Origin of the sequence: Sandaracinus amylolyticus (genome assembly GCF_000737325.1) — a bacterium.
GTDB classification, from domain to species: domain Bacteria; phylum Myxococcota_A; class Polyangia; order Polyangiales; family Sandaracinaceae; genus Sandaracinus; species Sandaracinus amylolyticus.
The window spans coordinates 7,549,099-7,570,883 of sequence record NZ_CP011125.1 but is presented as its reverse complement, the minus strand read 5'-3'; the positions used below and the strand labels follow the sequence as shown (position 1 = coordinate 7,570,883).

Annotated in this window: 19 protein-coding genes; 5 read left to right on the top strand and 14 right to left on the bottom strand. The window is 73.1% G+C overall.

Annotation, left to right across the window (positions count from 1 at the left end; all coding sequences use genetic code 11):
- The first annotated feature begins 22 nt into the window (after nt 1–22).
- The gene (locus tag DB32_RS31930; protein WP_053236430.1) at nt 23–553 is read left to right on the top strand and encodes a hypothetical protein; all 531 of its coding nucleotides are present in this window, start codon (nt 23–25) and stop codon (nt 551–553) included.
- Here DB32_RS31930 and DB32_RS31925 read toward each other — a convergent pair.
- Nucleotides 543–1,409, bottom strand: coding sequence for a tRNA threonylcarbamoyladenosine dehydratase (locus tag DB32_RS31925; RefSeq protein ID WP_053236429.1), 867 nt, complete (start codon nt 1,407–1,409; stop codon nt 543–545). The two genes, DB32_RS31930 and DB32_RS31925, sit on opposite strands and share 11 nt — an antisense overlap.
- A 104-nt stretch (nt 1,410–1,513) precedes the next feature.
- Between DB32_RS31925 and DB32_RS47340 the strand changes: the two genes are divergently transcribed.
- Entirely contained in the window at nt 1,514–1,651 is a 138-nt protein-coding gene (locus DB32_RS47340; RefSeq protein ID WP_157069623.1) for a hypothetical protein, read from the top strand.
- Nucleotides 1,652–2,031: 380 nt separating this feature from the next.
- On the opposite strand, the gene DB32_RS31920 is transcribed toward DB32_RS47340, so the two are convergent.
- The 3 genes from DB32_RS31920 to DB32_RS31910 all read right to left on the bottom strand — a co-directional run bounded on the left by DB32_RS31920 (nt 2,032) and on the right by DB32_RS31910 (nt 4,866).
- A complete protein-coding gene (locus DB32_RS31920) occupies nt 2,032–2,793 on the bottom strand; it encodes a TatD family hydrolase (RefSeq protein WP_053236428.1) in 762 nt (253 codons plus the stop codon).
- Between the two features lies 1 nt (nt 2,794).
- Nucleotides 2,795–3,916, bottom strand: coding sequence for an adenosine deaminase (add, locus tag DB32_RS31915; protein WP_083458041.1), 1,122 nt, complete (start codon nt 3,914–3,916; stop codon nt 2,795–2,797).
- Between the two features lie 65 nt (nt 3,917–3,981).
- Complete coding sequence (locus DB32_RS31910) at nt 3,982–4,866, bottom strand: hypothetical protein (RefSeq protein WP_053239027.1); 885 nt, start codon at nt 4,864–4,866, stop codon at nt 3,982–3,984.
- Between the two features lie 128 nt (nt 4,867–4,994).
- On the opposite strand from DB32_RS31910, the gene DB32_RS31905 reads away from it, so the two are divergent.
- Nucleotides 4,995–7,748 (top strand): hybrid sensor histidine kinase/response regulator, encoded by a 2,754-nt coding sequence (locus DB32_RS31905; RefSeq protein ID WP_169791622.1) that lies wholly within the window; start codon nt 4,995–4,997, stop codon nt 7,746–7,748.
- A 48-nt stretch (nt 7,749–7,796) separates the two neighbouring features.
- On the top strand, nt 7,797–8,144 hold the full coding sequence (locus DB32_RS31900) for an HNH endonuclease (protein ID WP_053236426.1): 348 nt from the start codon (nt 7,797–7,799) through the stop codon (nt 8,142–8,144).
- On the opposite strand, the gene DB32_RS31895 is transcribed toward DB32_RS31900, so the two are convergent.
- From DB32_RS31895 to DB32_RS31885, 3 genes are read right to left on the bottom strand one after another with little or no spacing between them, the layout of a single operon-like run.
- Nucleotides 8,138–8,902: a type III pantothenate kinase gene (locus DB32_RS31895; protein WP_053236425.1), complete on the bottom strand. Its 765-nt coding sequence runs from the start codon at nt 8,900–8,902 to the stop codon at nt 8,138–8,140. The genes DB32_RS31900 and DB32_RS31895 overlap by 7 nt on opposite strands.
- 39 nt (nt 8,903–8,941) lie before the next feature.
- On the bottom strand, nt 8,942–9,805 hold the full coding sequence (locus DB32_RS31890; protein WP_053236424.1) for a hypothetical protein: 864 nt from the start codon (nt 9,803–9,805) through the stop codon (nt 8,942–8,944).
- Nucleotides 9,802–10,368, bottom strand: a complete 567-nt coding sequence (locus tag DB32_RS31885; RefSeq protein WP_053236423.1) for a hypothetical protein — start codon at nt 10,366–10,368, stop codon at nt 9,802–9,804. Before DB32_RS31885 ends, DB32_RS31890 begins: the two co-directional genes overlap by 4 nt.
- A gap of 49 nt (nt 10,369–10,417) precedes the next feature.
- Here DB32_RS31885 and DB32_RS31880 point away from each other — a divergent pair, with 49 nt between their 5' ends.
- The gene (locus DB32_RS31880) at nt 10,418–11,851 is read left to right on the top strand and encodes a hypothetical protein (protein ID WP_157069622.1); all 1,434 of its coding nucleotides are present in this window, start codon (nt 10,418–10,420) and stop codon (nt 11,849–11,851) included.
- A gap of 85 nt (nt 11,852–11,936) precedes the next feature.
- On the opposite strand, the gene DB32_RS31875 is transcribed toward DB32_RS31880, so the two are convergent.
- The 7 genes from DB32_RS31875 to DB32_RS31845 all read right to left on the bottom strand — a co-directional run bounded on the left by DB32_RS31875 (nt 11,937) and on the right by DB32_RS31845 (nt 21,729).
- A complete protein-coding gene (locus DB32_RS31875; RefSeq protein ID WP_053236421.1) occupies nt 11,937–13,976 on the bottom strand; it encodes a S8 family serine peptidase in 2,040 nt (679 codons plus the stop codon).
- 220 nt (nt 13,977–14,196) lie between these two features.
- Nucleotides 14,197–16,233, bottom strand: coding sequence for a tRNA nucleotidyltransferase/poly(A) polymerase-related protein (locus DB32_RS31870; protein WP_075097677.1), 2,037 nt, complete (start codon nt 16,231–16,233; stop codon nt 14,197–14,199).
- A 313-nt stretch (nt 16,234–16,546) separates the two neighbouring features.
- Nucleotides 16,547–17,689 carry an ABC transporter permease gene (locus tag DB32_RS31865; RefSeq protein ID WP_053239026.1) on the bottom strand — a complete coding sequence of 381 codons (1,143 nt, stop codon included), beginning with the start codon at nt 17,687–17,689 and terminating at the stop codon, nt 16,547–16,549.
- Nucleotides 17,689–18,810: an ABC transporter permease gene (locus tag DB32_RS31860; RefSeq protein WP_053236420.1), complete on the bottom strand. Its 1,122-nt coding sequence runs from the start codon at nt 18,808–18,810 to the stop codon at nt 17,689–17,691. Before DB32_RS31860 ends, DB32_RS31865 begins: the two co-directional genes overlap by 1 nt.
- The gene (locus tag DB32_RS31855; protein WP_053236419.1) at nt 18,807–19,766 is read right to left on the bottom strand and encodes an ABC transporter ATP-binding protein; all 960 of its coding nucleotides are present in this window, start codon (nt 19,764–19,766) and stop codon (nt 18,807–18,809) included. The genes DB32_RS31860 and DB32_RS31855 overlap by 4 nt, the downstream gene beginning before the upstream one ends.
- Nucleotides 19,763–20,704 (bottom strand): ABC transporter ATP-binding protein, encoded by a 942-nt coding sequence (locus tag DB32_RS31850; protein WP_053236418.1) that lies wholly within the window; start codon nt 20,702–20,704, stop codon nt 19,763–19,765. Before DB32_RS31850 ends, DB32_RS31855 begins: the two co-directional genes overlap by 4 nt.
- Nucleotides 20,701–21,729 carry an HlyD family secretion protein gene (locus DB32_RS31845; RefSeq protein ID WP_053236417.1) on the bottom strand — a complete coding sequence of 343 codons (1,029 nt, stop codon included), beginning with the start codon at nt 21,727–21,729 and terminating at the stop codon, nt 20,701–20,703. Before DB32_RS31845 ends, DB32_RS31850 begins: the two co-directional genes overlap by 4 nt.
- Between the last annotated feature and the right edge of the window lie 56 nt (nt 21,730–21,785).

The following is a 21,785-nucleotide window of genomic DNA, read 5'->3' as shown; positions in this document are numbered from 1 at the left end:
GCGACGTGCACTGCGCGCGGGCGTGCGCACGGCGATCCTCACGTTCTGCGCGCTCGCGCTCGTCGCGTGCGCCGGAGGCGCGGCAACGCGCGACACCGCATCGAAGCCGCGAGGTCCCGACCGCGACGATGCGCCCCAGGAGATCACGCCCACGGTCGAGGCGCGTCCAGCCGACCGCGACGATCTCGCGGTGCGCGTGCACGGGCGCTCGCCGGTGCCGCCGATCCCGAGCGGCGACGACTACCTGGTGCAGCTCGAGATCCGCAACCGGAGCATCGAGCCGATCATCCTCGGCCCGACGTGGGCGCAGGTCAGCGTGCTGCGCGACGCGCTCGTCGTCGAAGGCTGCGCGAACGCGGCGCCCCGCCGGCTCCCGCTCGAGCCGACGCTGCGCGGCGGCAGCTCGATCGACGCGGTCACGCCGCTGCCGTGCGCGCTCACCGAGCCCGGCGTCTACAGCGTCGTGGTGGTGCTGATGACCGCCGACGTCGAGAACGCGGAAGCGCCCGACCGCGCGACGACGTCGGGCACGATGGCGCTCGTCATCCGATGAGCGCGCGCACCGCGACGCTCGCCGCGACCATCCCGAACGTGCCGGTGACGAACGACGCCGAGCCGTCGATGCGCGCGCGCTTCTCGCACGTGTACATGCCGTTGTCCTTGTTGGGACAGACGCACACGAAGCCCTGCCCCTCGTCGTACGAGACCGGCGCGGGCGCGATCGGCGTCTCCTCGCTGTACACGGCGGTCACGCCGATCGGACGGCCGCGCTTCACCTCGATGCCGTGCTTCACGCGCATCAGGCGGCGCACGTCGCGCGCGAGCGGGCAGACCTCGGTGTCGGCGAGATCGGCGGTGCGCACGCGGGTGGGATCGATGCGCGCGGCAGCGCCCATCGACGACACGATCGGGATGCCGCGCGTGACGCACGTCGCGAGCAGGTGGACCTTCGCGGCGATGCTGTCGATCGCGTCGATCACGTAGTCGACGCGCCCGGCGAGGAGCTCGTCCGCGTCCTCCTCGCGGTAGAAGCGACGCACCGGCTCGACGGTGGCGGTCGGGCTCACGAGCCGCAGCCGCTCGGCCATGATCTCCACCTTCGGCTTGCCGATGTTGCCGCGCATCGCGTGGAGCTGGCGGTTGGTGTTGGTCACGCAGACGTCGTCGAAGTCGACGAGCGTGAGGTGCCCGACGCCGCTGCGCGCGAGCGACTCCGCGGCGAACGAGCCGACGCCGCCCATGCCGAACACGAGCACGCGCGCGCCCATCAAGCGATGGAGCCCCGGCTCGCTGAAGAGGCGCGCCGCGCGATCGAAGCGGCGATGCGTCTTGTAGGTCGACTCGGGCGCCTCCTCGGTGCGGAGATCGGTGGGCGAGTCGTTCGCGGCGGAGACCAACGGCAACGGCATGAGGGCGGCCAGGATAGCAGCCGCTCGCGCGGAGGCCTTCCTGGCGTAGGGGTGTGCCTCGGCGGTGAGCACCGTGGGCATGGAAGCTGCTCGACCGATGCTCCATGCAGTCGCGCCAGCACGTCCCGCAGGTCACCGCCGCCACCGCTCCGGTCGCCCCGCTGCCCGCGCCGGGCCTGGTTTTCGTGGCGATCTCGATGGTCCTCGGCCTCGTCTACGCGCTCGTGGGGCTCGCGAGCTGAGCCGTGCGCGGCGCACGCGATGCGCCGCGCGCACGTTCTGCGCTCCGTTGGCGGAGGGGTCTTGGAAGACCCCTCCCCCCGACCGGCGGAGCCGGATCGGGGTCCCCCACCCCAAACGCTGCGCGCGGGGCCCCAGCCCCGCTTGCAGCTCCGTTGGCGGAGGGGTCTTGGAAGACCCCTCCCCCCGACCGGCGGAGCCGGATCGGGGCCCCCACCCCAAACGCTGCGCGCGGGGCCCCAGCCCCGCTTGCAGCTCCGTTGGCGGAGGGGTCTTGGAAGACCCCCTCCCCCCGACCGGCTTGCTCGTGCTCGGTCGCGGTCGTCTCGGGCATCACGGCCTCGGCGCGGCTCCTGGAGGTCGCTCGCCCGAAGCTGCTGGCTCAGCCGAAGAGGCGAATCGCGTTCGCCCACGTGGCGACGCGCAACTCCTGCGCGCGCACATCCCGCTCGGCGGCGACGGCGCGCACGACCTCGTCCACGTCCGAGGGCTCTCCGCGCGTCGCGCCCTCGAGGTGCCCGTCGGGCGCGTCGGTCTCGACCAGGAGGCGCTCGAGCGGCACGACGCGCGCGCTCTCCTTCACCCGCCGCGCGCGCGCCCAGGTGACGACGGGCCCGATGCCGATCGAGAAGCCCAGCGCGACCCAGCGCGCGACGAGCTCGGCGGGCCCGCTCCACGCGTGCACCACACCGCCCGCGCGCAGCGGCCCGTGTCGCTCCATGCGCTCGAGCGCGAGGCCGTGCGTGCCGACGACGTGCAGCACGATCGGCAGCTCGCGCGCGCGCGCGACCTCGACGTGCGCGTCGACGATCTCGCTCTGACGCGCGAGGTCGATCGCGACGCGACGATCGAAGCCGCACTCGCCGATCGCGACCGCGCCGAGCGCCGTCGCGCGCGCCTCCATCGTCGCGAGCGCATCGTCGACCGCGCACGACGCGATCACGTACGGGTGCACGCCGATCGCGATCCGCACCGCGCTCCATCGCGCGCGCAGCGCGGCGAGCGCGTCCCAGCGCTCCGGGGACACCGCGGGGACCAGCACGCCGTCGACGCCGCGCTCGATGGCCCGCGCGATCACGTCGTCGCGATCGGGGTCGAGCGCAGGGGCGTCGAGATGACAGTGCGAGTCGAAGAGCCGCGTCACCTCACGCGGTGCCGGTGCTCGCGGGCTGCGTCACCTCGGGGACGATCGTCGCGGAGAGCCCGGGCTCCGACGCGAGGACTGCGGCCTCGTCGTCGGGGAACGCCGAGAGCTCGCGCGCGATGCGGCGGAGGAACGACTGCTTCTGGTGGAACGGCAGGAACGCCGCCTTGAAGCCGTTGAGGATCATCCGCTTGATCTCGGGGAGCGTCATGCCGAGCTGCGTGTGGCAGAGCCAGAGCTCCTTCGAGACCGTGGTGTCGGTGATCAGCCGGTTGTCGGTGTTCACCGTCACGCGCAGGCCGAGGTCGTAGTAGAGCTTGATCGGGTGCGTCGCGAGGTCGCGCACCGCGCCGGTCTGTACGTTCGAGCTGGGGCAGCACTCGAGCGCGATCCGATGATCGTTCACGTAGTGCAGCAGGTCGCCGTCCTCGCGGAGCCGGCATCCGTGGCCGATGCGGTGCGCGCCGCAGACGTGGATCGCCTGGTGGATCGACTCGGGCCCGTATGCCTCGCCCGCGTGGATCGTGACGTTGATGTTGTTGTCGCGGACGAGCTGGAAGCTCTCGCGGTGGTGCTTCGCGGGGTTGTCGTACTCGGCGCCCGCGAGGTCGAACGCGACGACGCCGCGGTTCTTGTACGCGACGGCGAGCTGCGCCATCTCGAGCGAGCTCTGCGGCGAGATGTTGCGGATGCCGCAGATGATGACGTTCGACTCGATGCCGTACTTCTCCTTCGCCTGCCACAGGCCCTCGAGGACGGCCTCGACGACGGTGGTCAGGCGAAGGCCCTTGCGCGTGTGGAGCATGGGCGCGTAGCGCACCTCCATGTACCGCACGTTCTCCTTCGCGCAGTCCTCGCCGAGCTCGAAGGCGACGCGCGTGAGCGCGTCCTCCGTCTGCAGGACCTTGAGCGTGACGTCGAAGGCCTTGAGGTACTCGACGAGCGAGCCGGTGTTCTCGCCGAGGTGCATCGCCTTCGCGAGCTCGGCAGGGGTGCGTCCCGGGAGCTGGATTCCGTCCTGCTCCGCGAGCTCCAGGATCGTCTCCAGACGCAGCGACCCGTCGAGGTGGACGTGCAGGTCGGTCTTGGGGAGACGTTCGAAGAACGAGAGAGGGAGTGCCATAAGGGCGTGTAGCACCACGCCCCTTGGCGATCAACCGTAGTACCGGGACGCCAGACCCGGACCGGTCAGCGCCGCAGCTTCGCGAGCACGTCGCCGAGCCGGTCGCGCGGGAGGCTCACGCGAGTGGGCATGCCGCCCTCGAGGCCGAGCAGCGCGAGCAGGTCCACGCCGCTGTCGAAGCGCGCTGCCGCGGTGACCGTCGTGTCGTCGTGCACGACCGAGATCCGCGCGCGCTCCTGGCCGAGCAGCAGGAGCAGCGTCTTGTCGTAGTAGGTCTGCGCGCCGCGCGCGTCGACGACGGCGACGTCGCGCTCGATCTCGTAGCCCTTCGCGAGACGTCGCGCCTCGTCCTCGAGCGCGCGCAGCTCGTCGGCGGCCGCGCGGATCGGGCCGAAGAGCTCGCGATCGGTCGCGCCGGTCGCGAGGAAGCGCACGACGAGGCCCTTCATGGCGTCGTCGCGCGGGCGCGCGCGGAGCGCGCGATCGATCAGCAGCGCGCGCTCGCTCGGCGTACCGATGCGCGTGTCGATCGCGCGCGCATCGTCGTCGGCGCCCTCGTAGGGCTCGACGCCGCCGCGGATCCACTTCGCCGCCGAGCAGAGGCCGTCGAAGTCGATGTGGCAGCAGATCGTGTCGATGGGCCCCGCCTGCGCGACGCGCTCGGGCGTGACCATCTCCGGGCAAGCGCCGTGCTGCGCCTTCGTCGCGAGCACGAAGCGCGGATCGCTCCGGAACTGCTCGTGCAAGACGTGATCGTGGTGATCGATCCACATCGCGAGCCGCGGACCGAGGCCGTCGATCAGCTTCTTCGTGACCTTCTGGAAGCTCGCGCCGGAGCCCTCGGCGGCGAACGCGATGTCGAGCACCACGACGCGGCCCGCCAGCTCGCTCGCGCGCGGCAGCTTGCGAGGGGTGCCGAACGCGAGAGTGGGGAACTTCGTGGTGGTCATCGGTCGCCGTCCCGAGCCGCGGAACATGGGGTGGGGGTGCACGTGGTGCAAGCAACGCGATGGGCCAGTCGGTCCCGGGCTTGCGTCGCACGGAGCGGGACGGAGATGCGCGCACGGGCGAGGTGGAGTTGAGCGGAGGAACGAAGCGCGACATCCGGAACGTGCTCGACGCGCTGCTCGTGTTCGCGGGCGTGATCGAGCGCGACGGCACGCTCGTCGAGGTGAATCGCGCGGCGCTCGAGACCGCGCGGCGGGAGGCCGAGGAGGTCGTCGGGCGCAAGGTCTGGGAAGCGCCGTGGTTCGCCTACGACGAGCAGGTCGCGGCTCGGGTGCGCGACGGCGCCGAGCGCGCGGCGGGCGGCGAGCGCGTGCGCTTCGACGTCGACGTGCGCGTCACGGGAGGACGGCTCGTCGCGATCGAGCTGCAGCTGCTGCCGGTGCGCGACGAGCGCGGCGCGGTCGAGTACGTGGTGCTCTCGGCGGTCGACGTCAGCGCGCGCAAGGAGAGCGAGGAGGCGCTCCGCCACAGCGAAGCCGAGGCGAGGCGGCGCGCCGCGGAGCTCGAAGCGACCTATCGCACCGCGCCGATCGGGCTCTGCGTGGTCGATCGCGAGCTGCGATGGGTGCGCATCAACGAGCGGCTCGCCGAGATGAACGGCGTGCCGGCGGCCGCGCACCTCGGGCGGCGGGTGCGCGACGTGCTCCCGGGGATCGCCGATCAAGCGGAGTCGATCCTGCGGCACGTGCTCGACACCGGCGAGCCCGTGCTGCGCGTGGAGCTCGAGGGCGAGACGCCGGCGCAGCCGGGCGTGATGCGCAGCTGGGTCGAGAGCTTCTATCCGATCCGCGACGAGACGACGGGGACGGTGGTCGCCGTGAACGTCGTCGCGCAGGAGACGACCGAGGCGCGGCGCGTGCAGCGCGCGCTGCACGAGAGCGACGAGCGGCTGCGGCTCGCGGCGACCGCCGCGGGCTTCGGCACGTTCGAGGTGCGCGAGGACAAGTGCGCGCAGTGGTCGCCGGAGCTGCGCCGCATCGTCGGTCTTCCCGAGGTCGACGAGCCGATCACGATCGGGGTGCTCGAGCGCCTGCTCCACCCGGACGATCGCGCGCGGGTGCTCGAGGAGATCGCGCAGTCGGTCGATCCGCGCGGCGACGGAGTGTTCGAGAGCGAGCACCGCTTCGTGCGTCCCGACGGGAGCGTGGCGTGGGTGCTGGCGCGCGGGCGCTCGGAGTTCCGAGGCGAGGGCGACGCACGTCGGTTCGTGCATGCGAGCGGCGCGGTGATCGACCTCAGCGCGCGCAAGGCGCTCGAGCAGGAGCGACAGCGCGACGACGCGCGCTGGCGCCTGACGATCGAGGCGTCGGGCGCGGCCGACTGGGAGTACTGGGTCACGACCGGCGAGCTCCGCTGGTCCGAGCGCATGCTGGAGCTCTGGGGCGCGACGCCCGAGTCGACGCTCGAGGAGGCGCTGACGCGCTTGCATCCCGACGACGTCGTGCGCTCGCGCGCGGCGTTCGAGCGCAGCCTCGATCCGAGCGGCGACGGGATGTTCTTGGACGAGAGCCGCGTGCTCGGGACCGACGGCAAGGTGCACTGGCTCGAGTCGCGCGGTCGCACGACGTTCGAGGACACACCGGAGGGTCGACGGCCCGTGGTGCTGCGCGCGGTGACGCTCGACGTCTCGGAGCGCAAGCGCGCCGAGGAAGACCGCGCGCGCCTGCTCGAGAGCGAGCGGCGCGCGCGCGAGGACGCGGAGCGCGCGAGCCGCATGCGCGACGAATTCCTCGCGACGATCTCGCACGAGCTGCGCACACCGCTCAACGCGATCCTCGGGTGGGCGCACCTGCTGCGCAGCGGCCCGGACGATCGTGCACGGCTCGAGCGCGGGCTCGACGTGATCACGCGCAACGCGCAGCTGCAGGCGACGCTGATCGCGGATCTGCTCGACATGAGCCGCATCATCGCGGGCAAGCTCGCGCTCGAGGTGCATCCGCTCGATCCGAGCGCCGCGGTGTCGGCCGCGCTCGAGTCGGTGCGCGCCGCCGCGAGCGCGAAGGAGATCACGCTGCGCACCGTGGTCGACTCGCCGGTGCCGCGCGTGCGGGGCGATGCGACGCGGCTGCAGCAGGTGATCTGGAACCTGCTGTCGAACGCGATCAAGTTCACGCCGCGCGGCGGGCGTGTCGAGGTGTCGATCGCGCGGCGCGACGACGAGGTCGAGATCGCGGTCGCGGACAGCGGGCAGGGGATCGATCCGGAGTTCCTGCCGCACGTGTTCGAGCGGTTCCGGCAGGCGGATCAGACGACGACGCGACGGCACGGCGGGCTCGGGCTGGGGCTCGCGATCGTGCAGCAGATCGTGCAGATGCACGGCGGCACCGTGCGCGCGGAGAGCGAGGGCGTGGGCAAGGGCGCGCGCTTCGCGATCACGCTGCCGGCGACCGCGCGCGAGGTCGCGACGACGCCGGCGACGGAGCGCGCCAAGCGCGGGCCGGACGCGCTGCGGCGGCTCGGCGGCGTGCGGGTGCTGGTGGTCGACGACGAGCCCGACGCACGCGACGTGATCGCGCAGGTGCTCGAGCTCGCGGAGGCCGACGTGTCGACGGCGTCGTCGGCAGACGAAGCGCTCGAGGTGATGGAGCGCGCGCCCTTCGACGTGCTGCTCAGCGACATCGGGATGCCGAAGCGCGACGGATACGCGCTGATCGAGGAGGTGCGACGGCGCGGGATCGCGGTGCCCGCGGCGGCGCTCACCGCGTTCGCGCGCGATCAGGATCGCAAGCGCGCGCTCGCCGCGGGCTACCAGGTGCACATCCCGAAGCCGGTCGAGCCCGAGGCGCTGATCTCGGCGGTCGCGTCGCTCGCGACGGTCGGCTGAGCTCGGGGTGGCTCGACGCGGCGCGCGCCGCGCTCCACGAACCGCGCGATGCGACGGGGACGAGGGCGCACCGTGCTCGCGATCGTGGCGACCGATCGCACGTTCGAGCGCAGCGAGGTGCGCGGCGATCGCGTGTGGGTCGGGCGCTGCATCCACTGCAACGCGCGCGTGGTGGTCGAGGAGAGCGGCGAGACGATCGCGACGATCGAGCACATCGAGCCGACGACCCACGGCGGGACCGACGACGTGGCGAACCTCGCGCTCGCGTGCGCGCGCTGCAACCAGGGAAAGGGCGCGCGCCTCGACGTGCGACGGCGCGACGATCCGACGTTGTGCGCGGTGATCGAGATGCTGAAGGCGCGGCGCGAGGAGCGCTGGCGCGAGCCGCTCTACTGATTGCGCTCGTAGAGCAGGCGCAGGCCCTCGAGCGTGAGGTCGGGGACGACCTCCTCGATCGTGCGCGACTCCGGCGCGACGAGGCGCGCGAGGCCGCCGGTCGCGAGCACGCGACACGGGCCCTCGATCTCGTCGCGGATGCGATCGACGAGCCCGTCGACGAGCCCGACGTAGCCGAACACGATGCCCGACTGCACCGAGTGCTGCGTGTTGCGGCCGATCGCGCGCGGCGGCTTCGCGATCGGGATGCGCGACAGGCGCGCGGCGCGGCTGAAGAGCGCCTCGGCGCTGATCTGCATGCCCGGCGCGATCACGCCGCCGAGGAACTCGCCCTTCGGCGAGACGCAATCGAAGTTCGTGCCGGTGCCGAAGTCGACGACGACGACCGCGCTCTTGCAGCGCTCGTACGCCGCGACCGCGTTCGCGATGCGGTCGGCGCCGACCTCGCGCGGGTTCTCGTAGAGGATCGGCATGCCCGTCTTGATGCCCGGGCCGACCTGCATCGTCTCGTGCCCGAACGCGCGACGCGCGGCGTGGCAGATCGGATCGGTCAGCGCCGGCACCACCGACGCGACGATGCTCGCGTGCACGTGCCGTCGATCGACGCCCGCGACGTCCATGAGGGTCAGGAGCAGGACGAGGATCTCGTCGCTGGTGCGGCCCTTCGAGCTCTCGATGCGGAAGTCGTGCGCGAGCTTCGAGCCGTCCCACAGCCCGAGCACGGTGTGCGTGTTGCCGACGTCGATCGTGAGGAGCATGCGCGCGTCCGGCTCCAGAATCTCTCGCGGCGCGAAGGCTCAGCGCGGACGCAGCGCGAGCGTGCGCTGCATCAGGCGCCCGAACGTCGCGGGCTCGAGATCCATCGGGCGCGCGACGCGCGCGACGGGACCGCTCGCGACGGGCTCGACGGGGTGCAGCTCGGCGGCCTCGTGCGGACGCGTCGCGAGGTCGCGCGCCTGCTGCTCGGCGCGCTCCTGCGCCTGCTGCTCCGCGCGGGCCTGGGCCTCGCGCTCGGCGCGCGCACGGGCCTCGCGCCCGGCACGCTCTTGCGCCTCGCGCTCGGCACGCTCGGCGGCTTCACGCTCGGCGCGCGCGCGGGCCTCGCGCTCGGCGGCTTCACGCTCGGCGCGCGCGCGGGCCTCGCGCTCGGCGGCTTCACGCTCGGCGCGCGCGCGGGCTTCGCGCTCGGCGGCTTCACGCTCCTTGGCCTCGCGCTCCTGCTGCTCGCGCGCTTCGCGCTCGGCTCGCTCGCGCTCGGCGCGCGCTTCGGCCTCGCGCATCGCGCCCTCGGTGACCTCGATCTCGCCGGTGTGCACCTCGGCGAATTCGCCGGTCTCCGCGAGCTCCTCGTCCTCGTCGACGACGACCTCGATGTCCGGCTCCGCCTTGTCGCGCGGGACCGCGAGCGCCTGCTCCATCGGCGTCGGCGCGCGCATCTTCGCGGGCGTCGCTCCGACCGCCGCGGGCTTCGCCGCGACCGGCGTCGGTGCGACCGCGACCGGCGTCGGTGCGACCGGTGCGATCGCGACCGGCGCGGCGGCCTTCGTCACCGCGCCCGCGCCGATGCGCCCGCGCAGCACGTCCTCGAGGCTCGGCGGTGCCGGCCTGCGGTTGCGCTGCACGCGTGCGAGCAGCGCCTCGAGCTTGCCGACGTCGCTCATCCCGCCGCCTCCGCGTCCGCGCCCACCGCGAGGCGCCCGACGATCGCGGGCACGTCGTCGCCGGCGCGCGACCAGTTCCACACGAGCTCCGCGATCTGCGGATCGACCAGCAGGAAGCGCCCGTCGCTCGACACCGGCACGCACGCGACCTCGTGCCGCGCGAGCGCCGAGAAGAGCCCGCCGAGCAGCGCCGCGATCGCGAGATGATCCGCGTCGAGCTGCGGCAGCTGATCGAGCCGCGCGCAGAGCGCGTCGCCCCAGCGCTCGAGGCGCAGCCGGCCCCAGCCGAAGAGCGACACGATGGTCGCCGCGTGACCGAGCACGAGCTCGGGCGGCGCCTCGCGCGCCTCGCCCTCGAGCGCGCGCGCGACCTCTTCGCCCATGTGGCGACCGAGGCGACGCACGGCGGTGAGATCTCCGTTCTGCACCGCGGCGGAAACGAGCGGCGCGACGACGGTGTCGGAGAGCACGAGGACCCGGTTCCCACTCCGCGCTCGCACCTCGCCTCCCGCGAGGTCGAACTCGAAGAAACCCCCGGGGTCGAAGGGCGAAGGCTGAGGCATGCTCGAGTGGCTCTCCTGCCCGTGCTTGTGTAGAAGCTTCGCAGGCTCGGTGTCAACTTCCGTTCGGTTTTCGCGCACCTGCGCGCTGGTGGTGATCGCGCTCGTCGCGTCCGTCGCGCGCGCGCAGGACGGCGACGTGCCCCGCGAGGACGGCGTCATCGACGCGTGGGCGCGCGCCATCGCCGAGGGCTCGATGCCGCGCTGGACCGGGCCGCGCGTCGCGTGGACCGAGCCGACGCCGCGCCCCGCGGACGACGCGCTCGTCGCGCGCTCGTGGCGCGCGCCCGTGGCGGTGCACGGAGCCGACGAGGCGCGCGTCGCGACGACGCTCCGCGCGCTCGAGACGGCGCATGCGTGGATGGCGTCGAACGGGTGGGGCGAGCCCCATTCCGACGGCGGTCGCGGCGGGGGTGACGAGCTCGACGTCTATCTCGTCGACGCGCTGCCCGCGGCGGGTCGCTTCGAGGAGCCCGAGGCTGCGCCCGGCGAGAGCGACGAGGTCCCGCCGCGCTGGGTGCGGGTCGGGTGGGACGTGCCGATCGCGTGGGCGTCGCTCGACGCGGTGACGAGCTTTGCGACGATCGACGCGCGCAGCGCCGACCTGGCGAGCTGTGCGGTGTACGCCTACGCGCAGGCCGTGCTCGCACAGCAGGATCCCGCGGAGGCGCCCGCGTGGCGCCGCGCGATCGGCGCGTTCGTCGCGTGGCAGGTCACGGGCTCGTTCGGGTGCGCGGAGGACGCGATCGCGGCGCAGCAGGCCGCGGCGCATCGCGGGCTGGTCTCGCACGCGCCGGGCTCGGGCGAAGGCGGCGCGATGCTGCTCGGCGCGATCAGCGCGCGCCACGACGGAGGCAGCGGCGACTTCGTGCGCGACCTGGTGCAGGGGGCACGGCAGTGGACGTGGGAGGGCGAGGGACTGCGCGCGGAGCCCGACGTGTGGCACGCCGTCGCGCACTTCTTGTCGCTCTCGCGCACGCGCGGGACGTGGCCGCGATTGCTCGAGGAGGTCGCGGTCGCGCGCTACTTCACCGGCCCGCGCGCGGGCCTCGGCGCAGGGGCGATCGCGATGATGCGCGACGTGCCCGGCGAGGTGCCGGTCGCGCGCGTGGAGTGGGCGCGACTGCCGCGCTCGCCGTACCGCGGTGAGCTCGAGCTCGAGCCGGGCGGCAGCGCATACGTGCGCGTCGACGTGCGCGGCGCGCCCGAGGGATCGCGGCTGCGCGTGTGGCTGCGCGGCGAGCACGGCGTGACGTGGTCGATGGTCGCGGTGCGCCTCGACGCGAGCGGGCGCGAGCTCGGTCGGATGCGCACGCCGATTCGTCGCGAGCCGCGCGCGTATCTGCCGATCGAGCTCGACGCGAGCGTCGCCGAGGTGCTCGTCGTGATCACGAACGTGTCGTGGCGCAGGCCCGACGCCGACGAGCCCGACGAGAACGTCCGCGGGTTCCGCGTCGTCGTCGATCGCGCTGCCGAGAGCGACTAGGTCGTGGGCGCGCGGACTCCCGAGTCCACGGCGTGGACTTCCGAGTCCGCGCACGCGGACTTCCGAGTCCACGGCGTGGACTCCGTCAGCGTCGCCGCGCGAGCAGCGCGAGCGCGATCACGATCCACACCAGGGAGCCTTCGCGCCGCGCGCCGATCGCGCAGTGTGCCCCGCCGCGCGGCACCGCGATGCCACGCGCGCTCTCGTCGACGCGCACGTCGATCGCGGATGCGCCGATCGCGATCCCACTCGCCTCGCCCTCGATCACGACGCGCTCGCCCGCGGGCGCGTCGATCGTGATCGGAGCCTCGGCGCGCCCGTGCGCGATCGCCGCGCGCGCGAGCACGCGACCGTTCGTGCGCAGCACGAGCTCACCGCCGTGCACCGGCGCGCCGTCGACGTCGATCACACGCGCGATCGCGTGCACGTCGGTCGCGCGAGGGAGCGCGAGCGTGCGCGTCAGAGAGAGCGCGCTGCGCTCGGGATCGATCGCGCGCGCGACGTCGGGCGCGAGGCGCGCGTCGAGCCAGCGATCGACGCGCAGCACGCCGGCGCCGCGCGTGTCGGTCCACGCGTCGGTCGCGTCGGTCGCGTCGGTCGTGGTGGCGAGGAGTGCGCGATCCCGCTCGAGATCCGCGGGTGAGGTCGCGAGCGCGAGCGCGTAGGCCCCGGCGACGACCGCTGCGGCGGCCGAGCTCCCCTCGAGCACGAGGTGCGTCTCGTCGACCCGCCGCCGATCGAGCACCGGGCGCGAGCCGCCGATCAGGTTCCACGGATCGTCGGGCTCGAGATCGCTCGAGAGCGCGGCGGCGAAGAACCCGCCCGGCGCGATCACGTCGGGACGCGGACGCCCGGCCGACGACGGCCCACGGGCCGAGAACGTCGCGCTCCCGTCGTCGCGCGCCTGCAGCGCGAGCGCACCGTGCTCGGCGTGCGAGATCGATGCACCGACCGCGATCACCTCGGGGGTCGTCGCGGGGATCGTGACCGACTCGCCGGGCACGACGTGGACACCATCGAGCGTCGCCGTGCCGAGCGTCGCGCCGAGGCGCGCCTCGACGATCCACGCGTCGAACGGCACGTCGCGTCCTTCGATCACGAGCTCGTAGTCGCCCGCATGCAGCATCGCGTCCGCGCCGCCGCCGCCGACCACCGCGCGCATCGCGCCCGCGTCGCGCGCGTCGAGGAGCAGATAGCCGCTCTCGTGACCGGTCATCGCGATCTCGCCCTCGCGCGCGCGGAGCGAGGTGCCGTTCGGCGCGACCCACGACACGTCGCGCGCTCCGCGCACCACCATCGCGACCCAGTGCGCGTCGGTCGTGCGCGGCGTCGGCACGTGGAGCGTGACGCGCGCGGGCGCACCGGGCAGCGCGCGTCCGGTCGCGTGGATCGCACGATCGCCGTCGTTGCCTGCCGCGACGACGAGCGCGCGTCCTTCGCGCGCCATCGCGCCGAGCGCGCGAGAGAGCGGCTCGCTCGCGTCGTGCGCTCCGTCGTGCCCGCCGAGCGCGAGCAGCGCGACGGTGCGCGCCGGGTCGTCGGTCAGCGCGAAGCAGAGCTCGGTCGCGCGCACGACGTCGTCGTCCTCGAACCCCGCGGCGTCGGCGCGCAGCGTGCGCACGACGATCAACGACGCGCGCGGTGCGACGCCGGCGAGCGGCCCCGGCGTGTCGCCGCCGCTGTCGTCGCCCGCGGCGATCGAGGCGATCGCGGTGCCGTGCCCGTGTCGATCTCCAGGCAGCGGCGTGCCCGCGGCGAGCGCGGCGTCGATCGTCGCGCGTGCATGGATCGCGACGCCGTAGCGCGCCTCGAGCTCGAGATGATCGCCGGTCGGCGTCGCGCGCTCGAGATCGACGAGCCACTCGATGCGCGTGTGCCCGTCGGCGTCGCGCAGATCGCGATGGCGGGGATCGACGCCGGTGTCGATGACGCAGATCGTCGCCCCCTCGCCGAGCCCGTGGCGCGCCCACACGAGCGGCGCGCCGACCGCACCGGCCGGAGAGAGCAGCGGCTGGCGCGGGTAGCGTGGCGAGGCGAGCGCGCGCGCGAGCCGCGGCGGCATCTGCGCGCGCGCGGTGCCCGACAGGAGCACGAGCAGCGCGACGACGGCGATCCGCACGACCATCGCGCGAATCGTAGTCGAGCGCTCGGTCGATCGTGGAGGCGGTCCGCGACGCGGCGTCGTGATCACGAATCGGGATCGCGGAACATCGTCCAGAGCCTCACGCCCGTTCCCGGCAGCGGCGCGTCGGTGAGCACTCGGTACCCGTGCGCCGAGTGGTGACCAGCCGGTCCGGATCGCGGTCGCCCTGCTCGCGGTGGCGAGACGGCGCCCGGGTCGGAGCTCAGCGCCGCGAGCGGCGGCGCCGGCGACGGCGGATCGCGGTCTCGCCGTCGCCCTCGGGGTGCATCGCTTCCGCGTGCAGATCGGGGGCCTTCTGGCCGCGCGCGGCGTGCTCGAGCTCGAAGAGCTGCACGGCCTCCTCGAAGAAGTCGCGGCGCGTGAGCGGCGCGTGGCGCCCGGCGCGCAGGCGGCGCTGCGATCCGATGATCGCGCGCATGCGCTCCTTCATGCGGCGCGGCACCGCGAGCGACTCGGTGACCTCGTGCATGAAGTCCTCGTAGGCGACGCTGGGATCCTTCGCGCCCTCGATCGCTTCCTCGATCGGGCCGAGCAGCAGCGCGCCGAGCAGCACCGAGTCGCTCGGCACGCGCTTGTTGCGCACCGCCGCGTCGATCGCGTCGAGGCGCCCCCAGAGCAGCTTCGAGCGCGGCGCGTCGTCGTCGAGGAACGAAGCGAGCTCGGGCAGCACGACCGAGAGCACGCCCATCTCCCACGCGAGCCAGACCGAGCGGTGCGCCGCACCGCCGCGCAAGAGCCGCAGGATCTCCTCGAGAAGGCGCGGCTTCGCGGCCTTCAGGAGCTCCTCGCGCTGCGCGACCATCGCGTCGTAGCAGTCGGGATCGATGCCGAGATCGAGGCGCGCCGAGAACTTGATCGCGCGCAGGATGCGCACCGGGTCCTCGCGGAAGCGCACGTCCGGCAGGCCGATCGTGTTGATCGCGCGGCGCTCGAGATCGCGCAGGCCGCCGACGTAGTCGATCACCTCGCCGCGCTCGACGTCGTAGAAGAGCCCGTTGATCGTGAAGTCGCGGCGGAGCGCGTCCTCGTGCGGCTCGCCGAAGACGTTGTCGTTGCGGATGAGCAGATCCGCGTCGTCGTCGCGCGCCTTCATCGCGGGGCGCAGCACGGTCGCGACGTCGAGCTCGCCGCTGTCGATCGCCTCGCGTGCCTCTTCGGCCTCGGCGACGAACGTGTCTTCGTCGGCCGCCGCCGTGGGATCGCGGCGGAACGTGGCGGTCTCGATGACCTTGCCGCCGCCGAAGAGGATGTGCGCGAGGCGGAAGCGACGGCCGATGATCCGGCAGTTGCGGAACAGCTGCTTGACGTCGTGGGGACGCGCGCTCGTCGCGACGTCGAAGTCCTTCGCCTTGCGACCGAGCAGCAGGTCGCGCACGCAGCCGCCGACGAGGTACGCGCGGTAGCCGTTGCGGTGCAGGCGGCGCAGCACCTTGAGCGCGTCCTCGTCGAGGTGCTCCGAGGGGAACGCGCGGCGGTGGATCGTCGGCTTGGGGCCGGTCGTCGGGAGCGGCGGGAGCTCCGGGACGCGGTTCGGCGCCGAGCGCGCATCGCGATCTCGCTCTCGCGGGCGCTCGCGGCGATCACGGTCGCGCTCTCGCTGGCGCGTCGCGCGATCGGCGGCGCGCAGCTCGCGGACGATCGCGAGGTCGGCCTCGGTCACGGCGTCGGGATCGCCGTACGCGAAGAGCTCGGCGCGCTCCGTCGCGACGACGTCGTCCGGAGTGACGTCGCGCGCGGGGTCGGACGCGATCTCCTCGACGGTCTCGACCAGCATCACGACCTCGGCCGCGACGATCGCGGGCTCGGACGCTGCGGCCTCGGGATCGGACGCTGCAGCCTCGGACGCTGCGGCCTCGGGCTCGGACGCTGCAGCCTCGGACGCTGCGGCCGGCGGCGGGCGCCGGCTGCGGCGTCGGCGGTCCGAGGGGCGCCGCGCCTCGGTCGTTTCCTCTGCGGTCTCGGCGGAGATCGCGGCGTCGGTCGCGGTCGGCGCTTCGGCCGCGGTCTCGTCCGCGGGCTTCTTGCGGCGGGTGCGCTTCTTCTTCGGAGGCTCGACCTCGTCGGTCGTGGTCTCCGCGGCGATCGTCGCGGGCGGGCGGCGGCTGCGCGATCGCCGGGCGCGGGGCGCGCCGTTCGTCACCGCTGCGGAGCCGTTCGCGTCGCGCTCGCCTGCTTCGTTCGACGCGTCGTCGGACGCCAGGTCTGCGCGCGGGTCGGGCTCGGGGTTCGAGGAATCCATGAATCGGGTCAGCCTGTCCGCCGACGTGTCGGCGACAGCACGATCCCCGCGTCTCCCGCGCTCCGAAACAGCACCTTCGGCCGAACGGGGCGAACCGGACCCGGCGGGGAATGCGGGGCCAGACCGACCTGTAGCAGTGCTCCGTTCCGGGGGCAACGGGCCCCGATCCTGCTCGGACGCGGAGGCGCGGCGCACGGCATCGCGGAATTGCGAGCGATTTCGCGCGCTTCTGGACGCCACTCCGCGCGACTCCCGGCGGACGGCCGGCCGGTTCGCGCCGGTCTGGGCAGGTGCCCACTCCCGATCTCGGACGTCACGCCAGCGTCTTGCGGAAGCGTGTCGCCGCGAGGACCGCGAGGGTCCCGCCGATCGCCGCGAGCGCGAGGATCTCGGGCAGCAGGTCCTCGGGGCCGGCGCCGCGCAGGAGCACTGCACGCATCGCGATCGCGTAGTGCCGCAGCGGGTTCACCAGCGTGAGGGGCTGGAGCCACGCCGGCATCGCGTGGATCGGCGTCATGATCCCCGAGAGCAGCGCCGCGGGCAGCATGAAGAGGAAGCCGCCCATGAACGCCTGCTGCTGGGTGCGGCTGATCGTCGAGATGAGCAGGCCCGCGCTCAGCGTCGCGACGAGATAGAGCAGCGTCACGCCCGAGAGCAGCACGAGCGAGCCGCGGATCGGCATGTCGAACCCGTACGCGCCGACCGCCATCGCGAGGCCGAAGTCGAAGAGCCCGATCGCGGCGAACGGGAGCATTTTGCCGGCGATGAGCACGGCGGGGCGCACCGGCGTGACGAGCACCTGCTCGAGCGTGCCGCTCTCGCGCTCTCGCGCGAGGCCCATCGCGGTGATGATCGTCGTCACGACGAGCAGCAGCATCGCCATGATGCCGGGCACCATGTAGATCGGCGTGCGGAGGCGCGGGTTGTAGAGGACGCGCGCTTCGAGCGAGGGCGCGGGCGTGATGCGCGGCGCCGACGCGCCGAGGCGCGCGAGGCGCTCGCCGATCGCTTCGCGCGCCGCGACCTGCGAGAAGCGCGACGCGGCGTTCGCCGCGACGCTGCTCTTGTTGGGGTTCGTGCCGTCGACGATGACCTGCACGGTCGCGGGCTCGTGCGGCACGCCGCGCGCGATGCGGCGTGCGAAGTCCTGCTCGATCACGACCGCGGCCGCCGCGCGGCCGGTGACCAGCGCGCGCGCGGCCTCGTCGGCGGTGAGCGCCTCGCCCGCGAGCTCGAGCGTGCGATCGGCGAGCAGGCGCTGCACGAAGGTGCGCGATGCGGCGCTGCGATCGTGATCGACGACGACCGTGGGGACGCGATCGATCTCGAAGCTCACCGCGTTGCCGAAGATGACGAGCTGCAGCACCGGCGCCGCGATGAGCAGCGCCATCATGCGCTTGTCGCGCAACGTCTGGCGAACCTCCTTCGTCACCACGGCACGCAGCGCGGCGAGCATCACGCGATCTCCCGCTTGAAGCGGCGCGTCGCGATCGCGAGCACGACCATCGCGAAGATCGCGAGCGCGAGCACGTCGCCCCAGAGCTCGGCGAAGCCGTTGCCGCGCAGGAGCACGCCGCGAAGCGCGTCGATGAAGTAGCGCGCGGGCACGACGTTCGAGATCACTTGGAGCGGCAGCGGCATGTTCTCGATCGGGAAGAGGAACCCCGAGAGCAACATCGACGGCAGCATCGAGCTCATCGTGGCGACCTGGGTCGCGACCATCTGGTTCTGGGTCACGACGCTGATCAGCAGGCCCTGGCCGAGCATGCCGACGAGGAAGAGCAGCGCGCACACGCCGAGCGCGACGGGATCGCCGCGCATGGGCACGTCGAAGATCCACGCGCCCGACGCGAGCACGAGAAGCACCGCGATCGCGCCGAGCCCGAGGTAGGGCAGCAGCTTGCCGACGACGATCTCGAGGCGCGAGACCGGTGTCGCGAAGAGCTGCTGCATCGAGCCGCGCTCCCACTCGCGCGCGACGGTGAGCGCGGTGAGCAGGACGGCGACGATCGCGAGGACGTACGCCGCGAGCCCCGGCACGAGATAGAGCGCGGAGCGCGCCTGCGGGTTGAACCAGGTGATGACGCGCGTGTCGATCGGCGGGGAAGGGCGCGCGCCGCGCGCGGCGAGATCGCCGCCGATCACCGCGACCAGCGCGTCGACCTTCGCGAGCACGTTCGTCGCGGTGCTGTTGTCGGCGCCGTCGACGAGGAGCTGGAGCTCGGTCGCGCGGCCCGCACCGAGATCGTCGGCGAACCCGACCGGGATGATCAGCGCGGCGGCGGCGTCGCCGGTGACGAAGAGGTGCTCGGCCTCGCTCGGATCGTCGACGCGCGCGACCTCGATCAGCTCGCCGCTCGCGATCATGCGGCGCACCAGCTCGCGCGACGTCGCGGTGCCGTCCTGATCGACGACGACCAGCGGGATGTCGTCGAGATCGAAGCTCACGCCGAACCCGAAGAGCACGAGCATCACGACCGGCATCCCGAGCGCGAGGTACAGCGTGCGCACGTCGCGCAGGACGTGGAGCACCTCCTTGTGCGCGATCGCGAGGACGCGGGTGAGCGTGCGGGTCATGCGCCCGCTCCTCGGATGCGCTGCTCGGTGCCCGCGTCCGCGGCCGCGAGGAACACGTCCTCGAGCGTCGGCGTGATGCGCTCGATCGAGCGGATCGTCGCGCCGCTCGACGCGAGGATCGCGCGCACGTCTTCGTCGCTCGTGCGCGCGGCGTCGATCCGCACGTGGAGGCCGGTGCCGAAGCCGTCGGCGCCGATCACGCCGTCGTGGGCGCGCAGCGCGGGGAGCGCGCGAGAGAGCAGCGCGCCCTCGATGCGGAGCATCGTGCCCGGGACGAGATCGCGCTTGAGCGCGGCGGGCGTGTCGAGGGCGACGAGCTTGCCCGCGACCATCAGCCCGATGCGCGCGCAGTACTCGGCCTCGTCCATGTAGTGCGTCGTGACGAACACCGTCGTGCCCTCGCGCGCGAGGCCGCGGATCAGCGTCCAGAAGTCGCGGCGCGAGCTGGGATCGACGCCCGCGGTGGGCTCGTCGAGGAAGACGATCCCGGGCCGATGGAGGAGCGCGGAGCCGAGCGCGAGCCGCTGGCGGAGACCGCCGGGGAGCGAGCCCGTGAGGTCGTCCTCGTGGGCGCGCATGCCGACGTGATCGAGCACCTCGTCGATGCGCGCGCGCAGCGCCTTGCCGCTCGCGCCGTAGATGCCGCCGAAGAACTCGAGGTTGTCGCGGACCGTGAGGTCCAGATAGAGCGAGAACTTCTGCGACATGTACCCGATGCCGCGCTTCACCTTCTCGGGCTCGCGCGCGACGTCGGCGTCCGCGACGATCGCGCGGCCCGCGGTGGGCGCGAGCAGGCCGCAGAGCATGCGGATCGTCGTCGACTTCCCGGCGCCGTTCGCGCCGAGGTAGCCGAAGATCTCACCGCGCTCGACGTGGAACGACACGTCGTCGACCGCCTTGAACGCACCGAAGTGCTTCGCGAGGTGGTCCACCGTGATCGCATGCTCCGCGCTCATGCGGCCTGCCTCTCCGCGAGCGCGACCTTCGCGAGGAACACGTCTTCGAACGCCGGCTGCGCCGGCGCGAGGCTCGCGCCCGCGACACGCACCGCGCCCGCGACGCGATCGCTCGCGCCCGGCGCGATCACCACGCGCAGCTGCGCGCCCGCGGGCGAGCTCGCGAGCACCTCGGGGAGCGACGCGAGGATCGTGTGCACCGCCTCGCGATCCCCGCCGACGACCTCGGCGGTCGGGCACTCGAGATCGCGCACGAGCACGTTGGGATCACCCTCGCTGAGCACGCGCCCCTGGTGGACCAGCGCGACGCGATGACAGCGCGACGCCTCGTCCATGTAGGGCGTCGAGACGAGCACGGTCATGCCCTGATCGACGAGCTCGTAGATCAGCTCCCAGAGCTCGCGGCGCGAGACGGGATCGACGCCATTCGTCGGCTCGTCCATGAGCAGCACCTCGGGCTGGTGGAGGAGCGCGCACATCAGCGCGAGCTTCTTGTACATGCCGCCCGAGAGCGCGTCGGCGCGGCGCGCGGTGAACGCGCCGAGGCGCGTGATCGAGAGCAAGCGCTCGCGCCGCTCGCGGTACTGCGCGCGCGAGAGGCAGAAGAGCTTCGAGAAGAACTGCATGTTCTCCTCGATCGAGAGATCACCGTAGAGGCTGTGCTCCTGCGGCATCAGGCCGAGCGCGTCGCGGACCTTCTGCGCGCCCTTCCACGGATCTTCTCCCAGCACGCGCACCATCCCGCTCGTCGGGCGCACCAGCCCCGCGATCATGCGCATCGTCGTCGTCTTGCCCCCGGCGTCGGGACCGACGAGCCCGAAGAGCTCGCCGCGCCGCACCTCGAGCGAGAGCCCGCGCACCGCGTGCACCGGCGCCTTCTTCGTTCCGAAATCTCGAACGAGATCGCGCGCGTCGATCGTAATTCCGAGACCGCTCATCGCAGGGTCACCTGCACCGGCATGCCGGGGCGCAAGCGGCGCTCGGGGTTCGGCACCGCGACCTCGATCGCGTAGACGAGGCGGTCGCGATCGGTGCGCGTCTGGATGTTGCGCGGCGTGAACTCCGCTTCGTTCGCCACGGTGATCACGCGGCCCGCGAAGCGCTGGTCGGGCCACGCGTCGGCGATCACCTCGGCGTCGCGATCGGTGCGTGCCTCCGCGAGCTCGGCGTTCGGCAGGTAGAACGTCGCGCGCACCTCCGTGAGATCGACGAGCCGCACCACGATCGCGCCCGGCGACACGATCTCGCCCGCCTCGAAGTAGACCTCCTCGAGCACTCCGTCGCGCGGCGCGCGCACCACGCACTCGTCGACCGCGATGCGCTGCAGGTCGCGGAGCGCCTCGAACGCGCCGAGCGTGCTCGCCGCGGCGCGCGCCTGCGCGTCCGCCGCGTCGATCTGCGCGCGCGCGATGCTGATCTGCGCGCGCGTCGCGCGGCTCTGGGCACGCGCCGCCTCGACCTCGGTCTCCGCGCCGACCGCCTGCGACTGCGCCATGTCGCGGCTCTGCGCCGACGCCGCGGGCCCGAGGCTCGCGACGCGCGCCGCTTCGCGCGCGTACGTCTCCTGCTGCACCGACGCCGCCGAGATCCGCACCTCGGCCGCGCGCGCCGCCGCGCTCGCGGCGACCGTGCTCCGCGACGCCGTCTGCACCGCTGCCAGCGAGCCCGCGAGCTGCGCGCGCGCCGCGTCGATCCGCGCCTCGGCCTCCGCGAGCCGCGCGCGCTCCTGAAGGCAGTCGAGCTCGAGCAGCGCATCGCCCGCGTGGACCTCCGCGCCCTCCCGTGCGTGCAGCTGGACGATGCGACCCGAGATGCGCGAGCCCACGTCGACCGCGACCGCCTCGACCACGCCCGCGCCGCCCGGCGGTCCGCTCTGCGCCTCGCGTTGCGCGCGGATGCGGAGCGTGAGGGCGAGCACGAGGAGCAGGACGAGGACGGTGCCGGCAGCGACGACGCGCTTCATGTCGGGCCTGCTTCGCAACCCGCGTGCCTCTCGCTCCTGCGCCTGTTTTTTCGGGC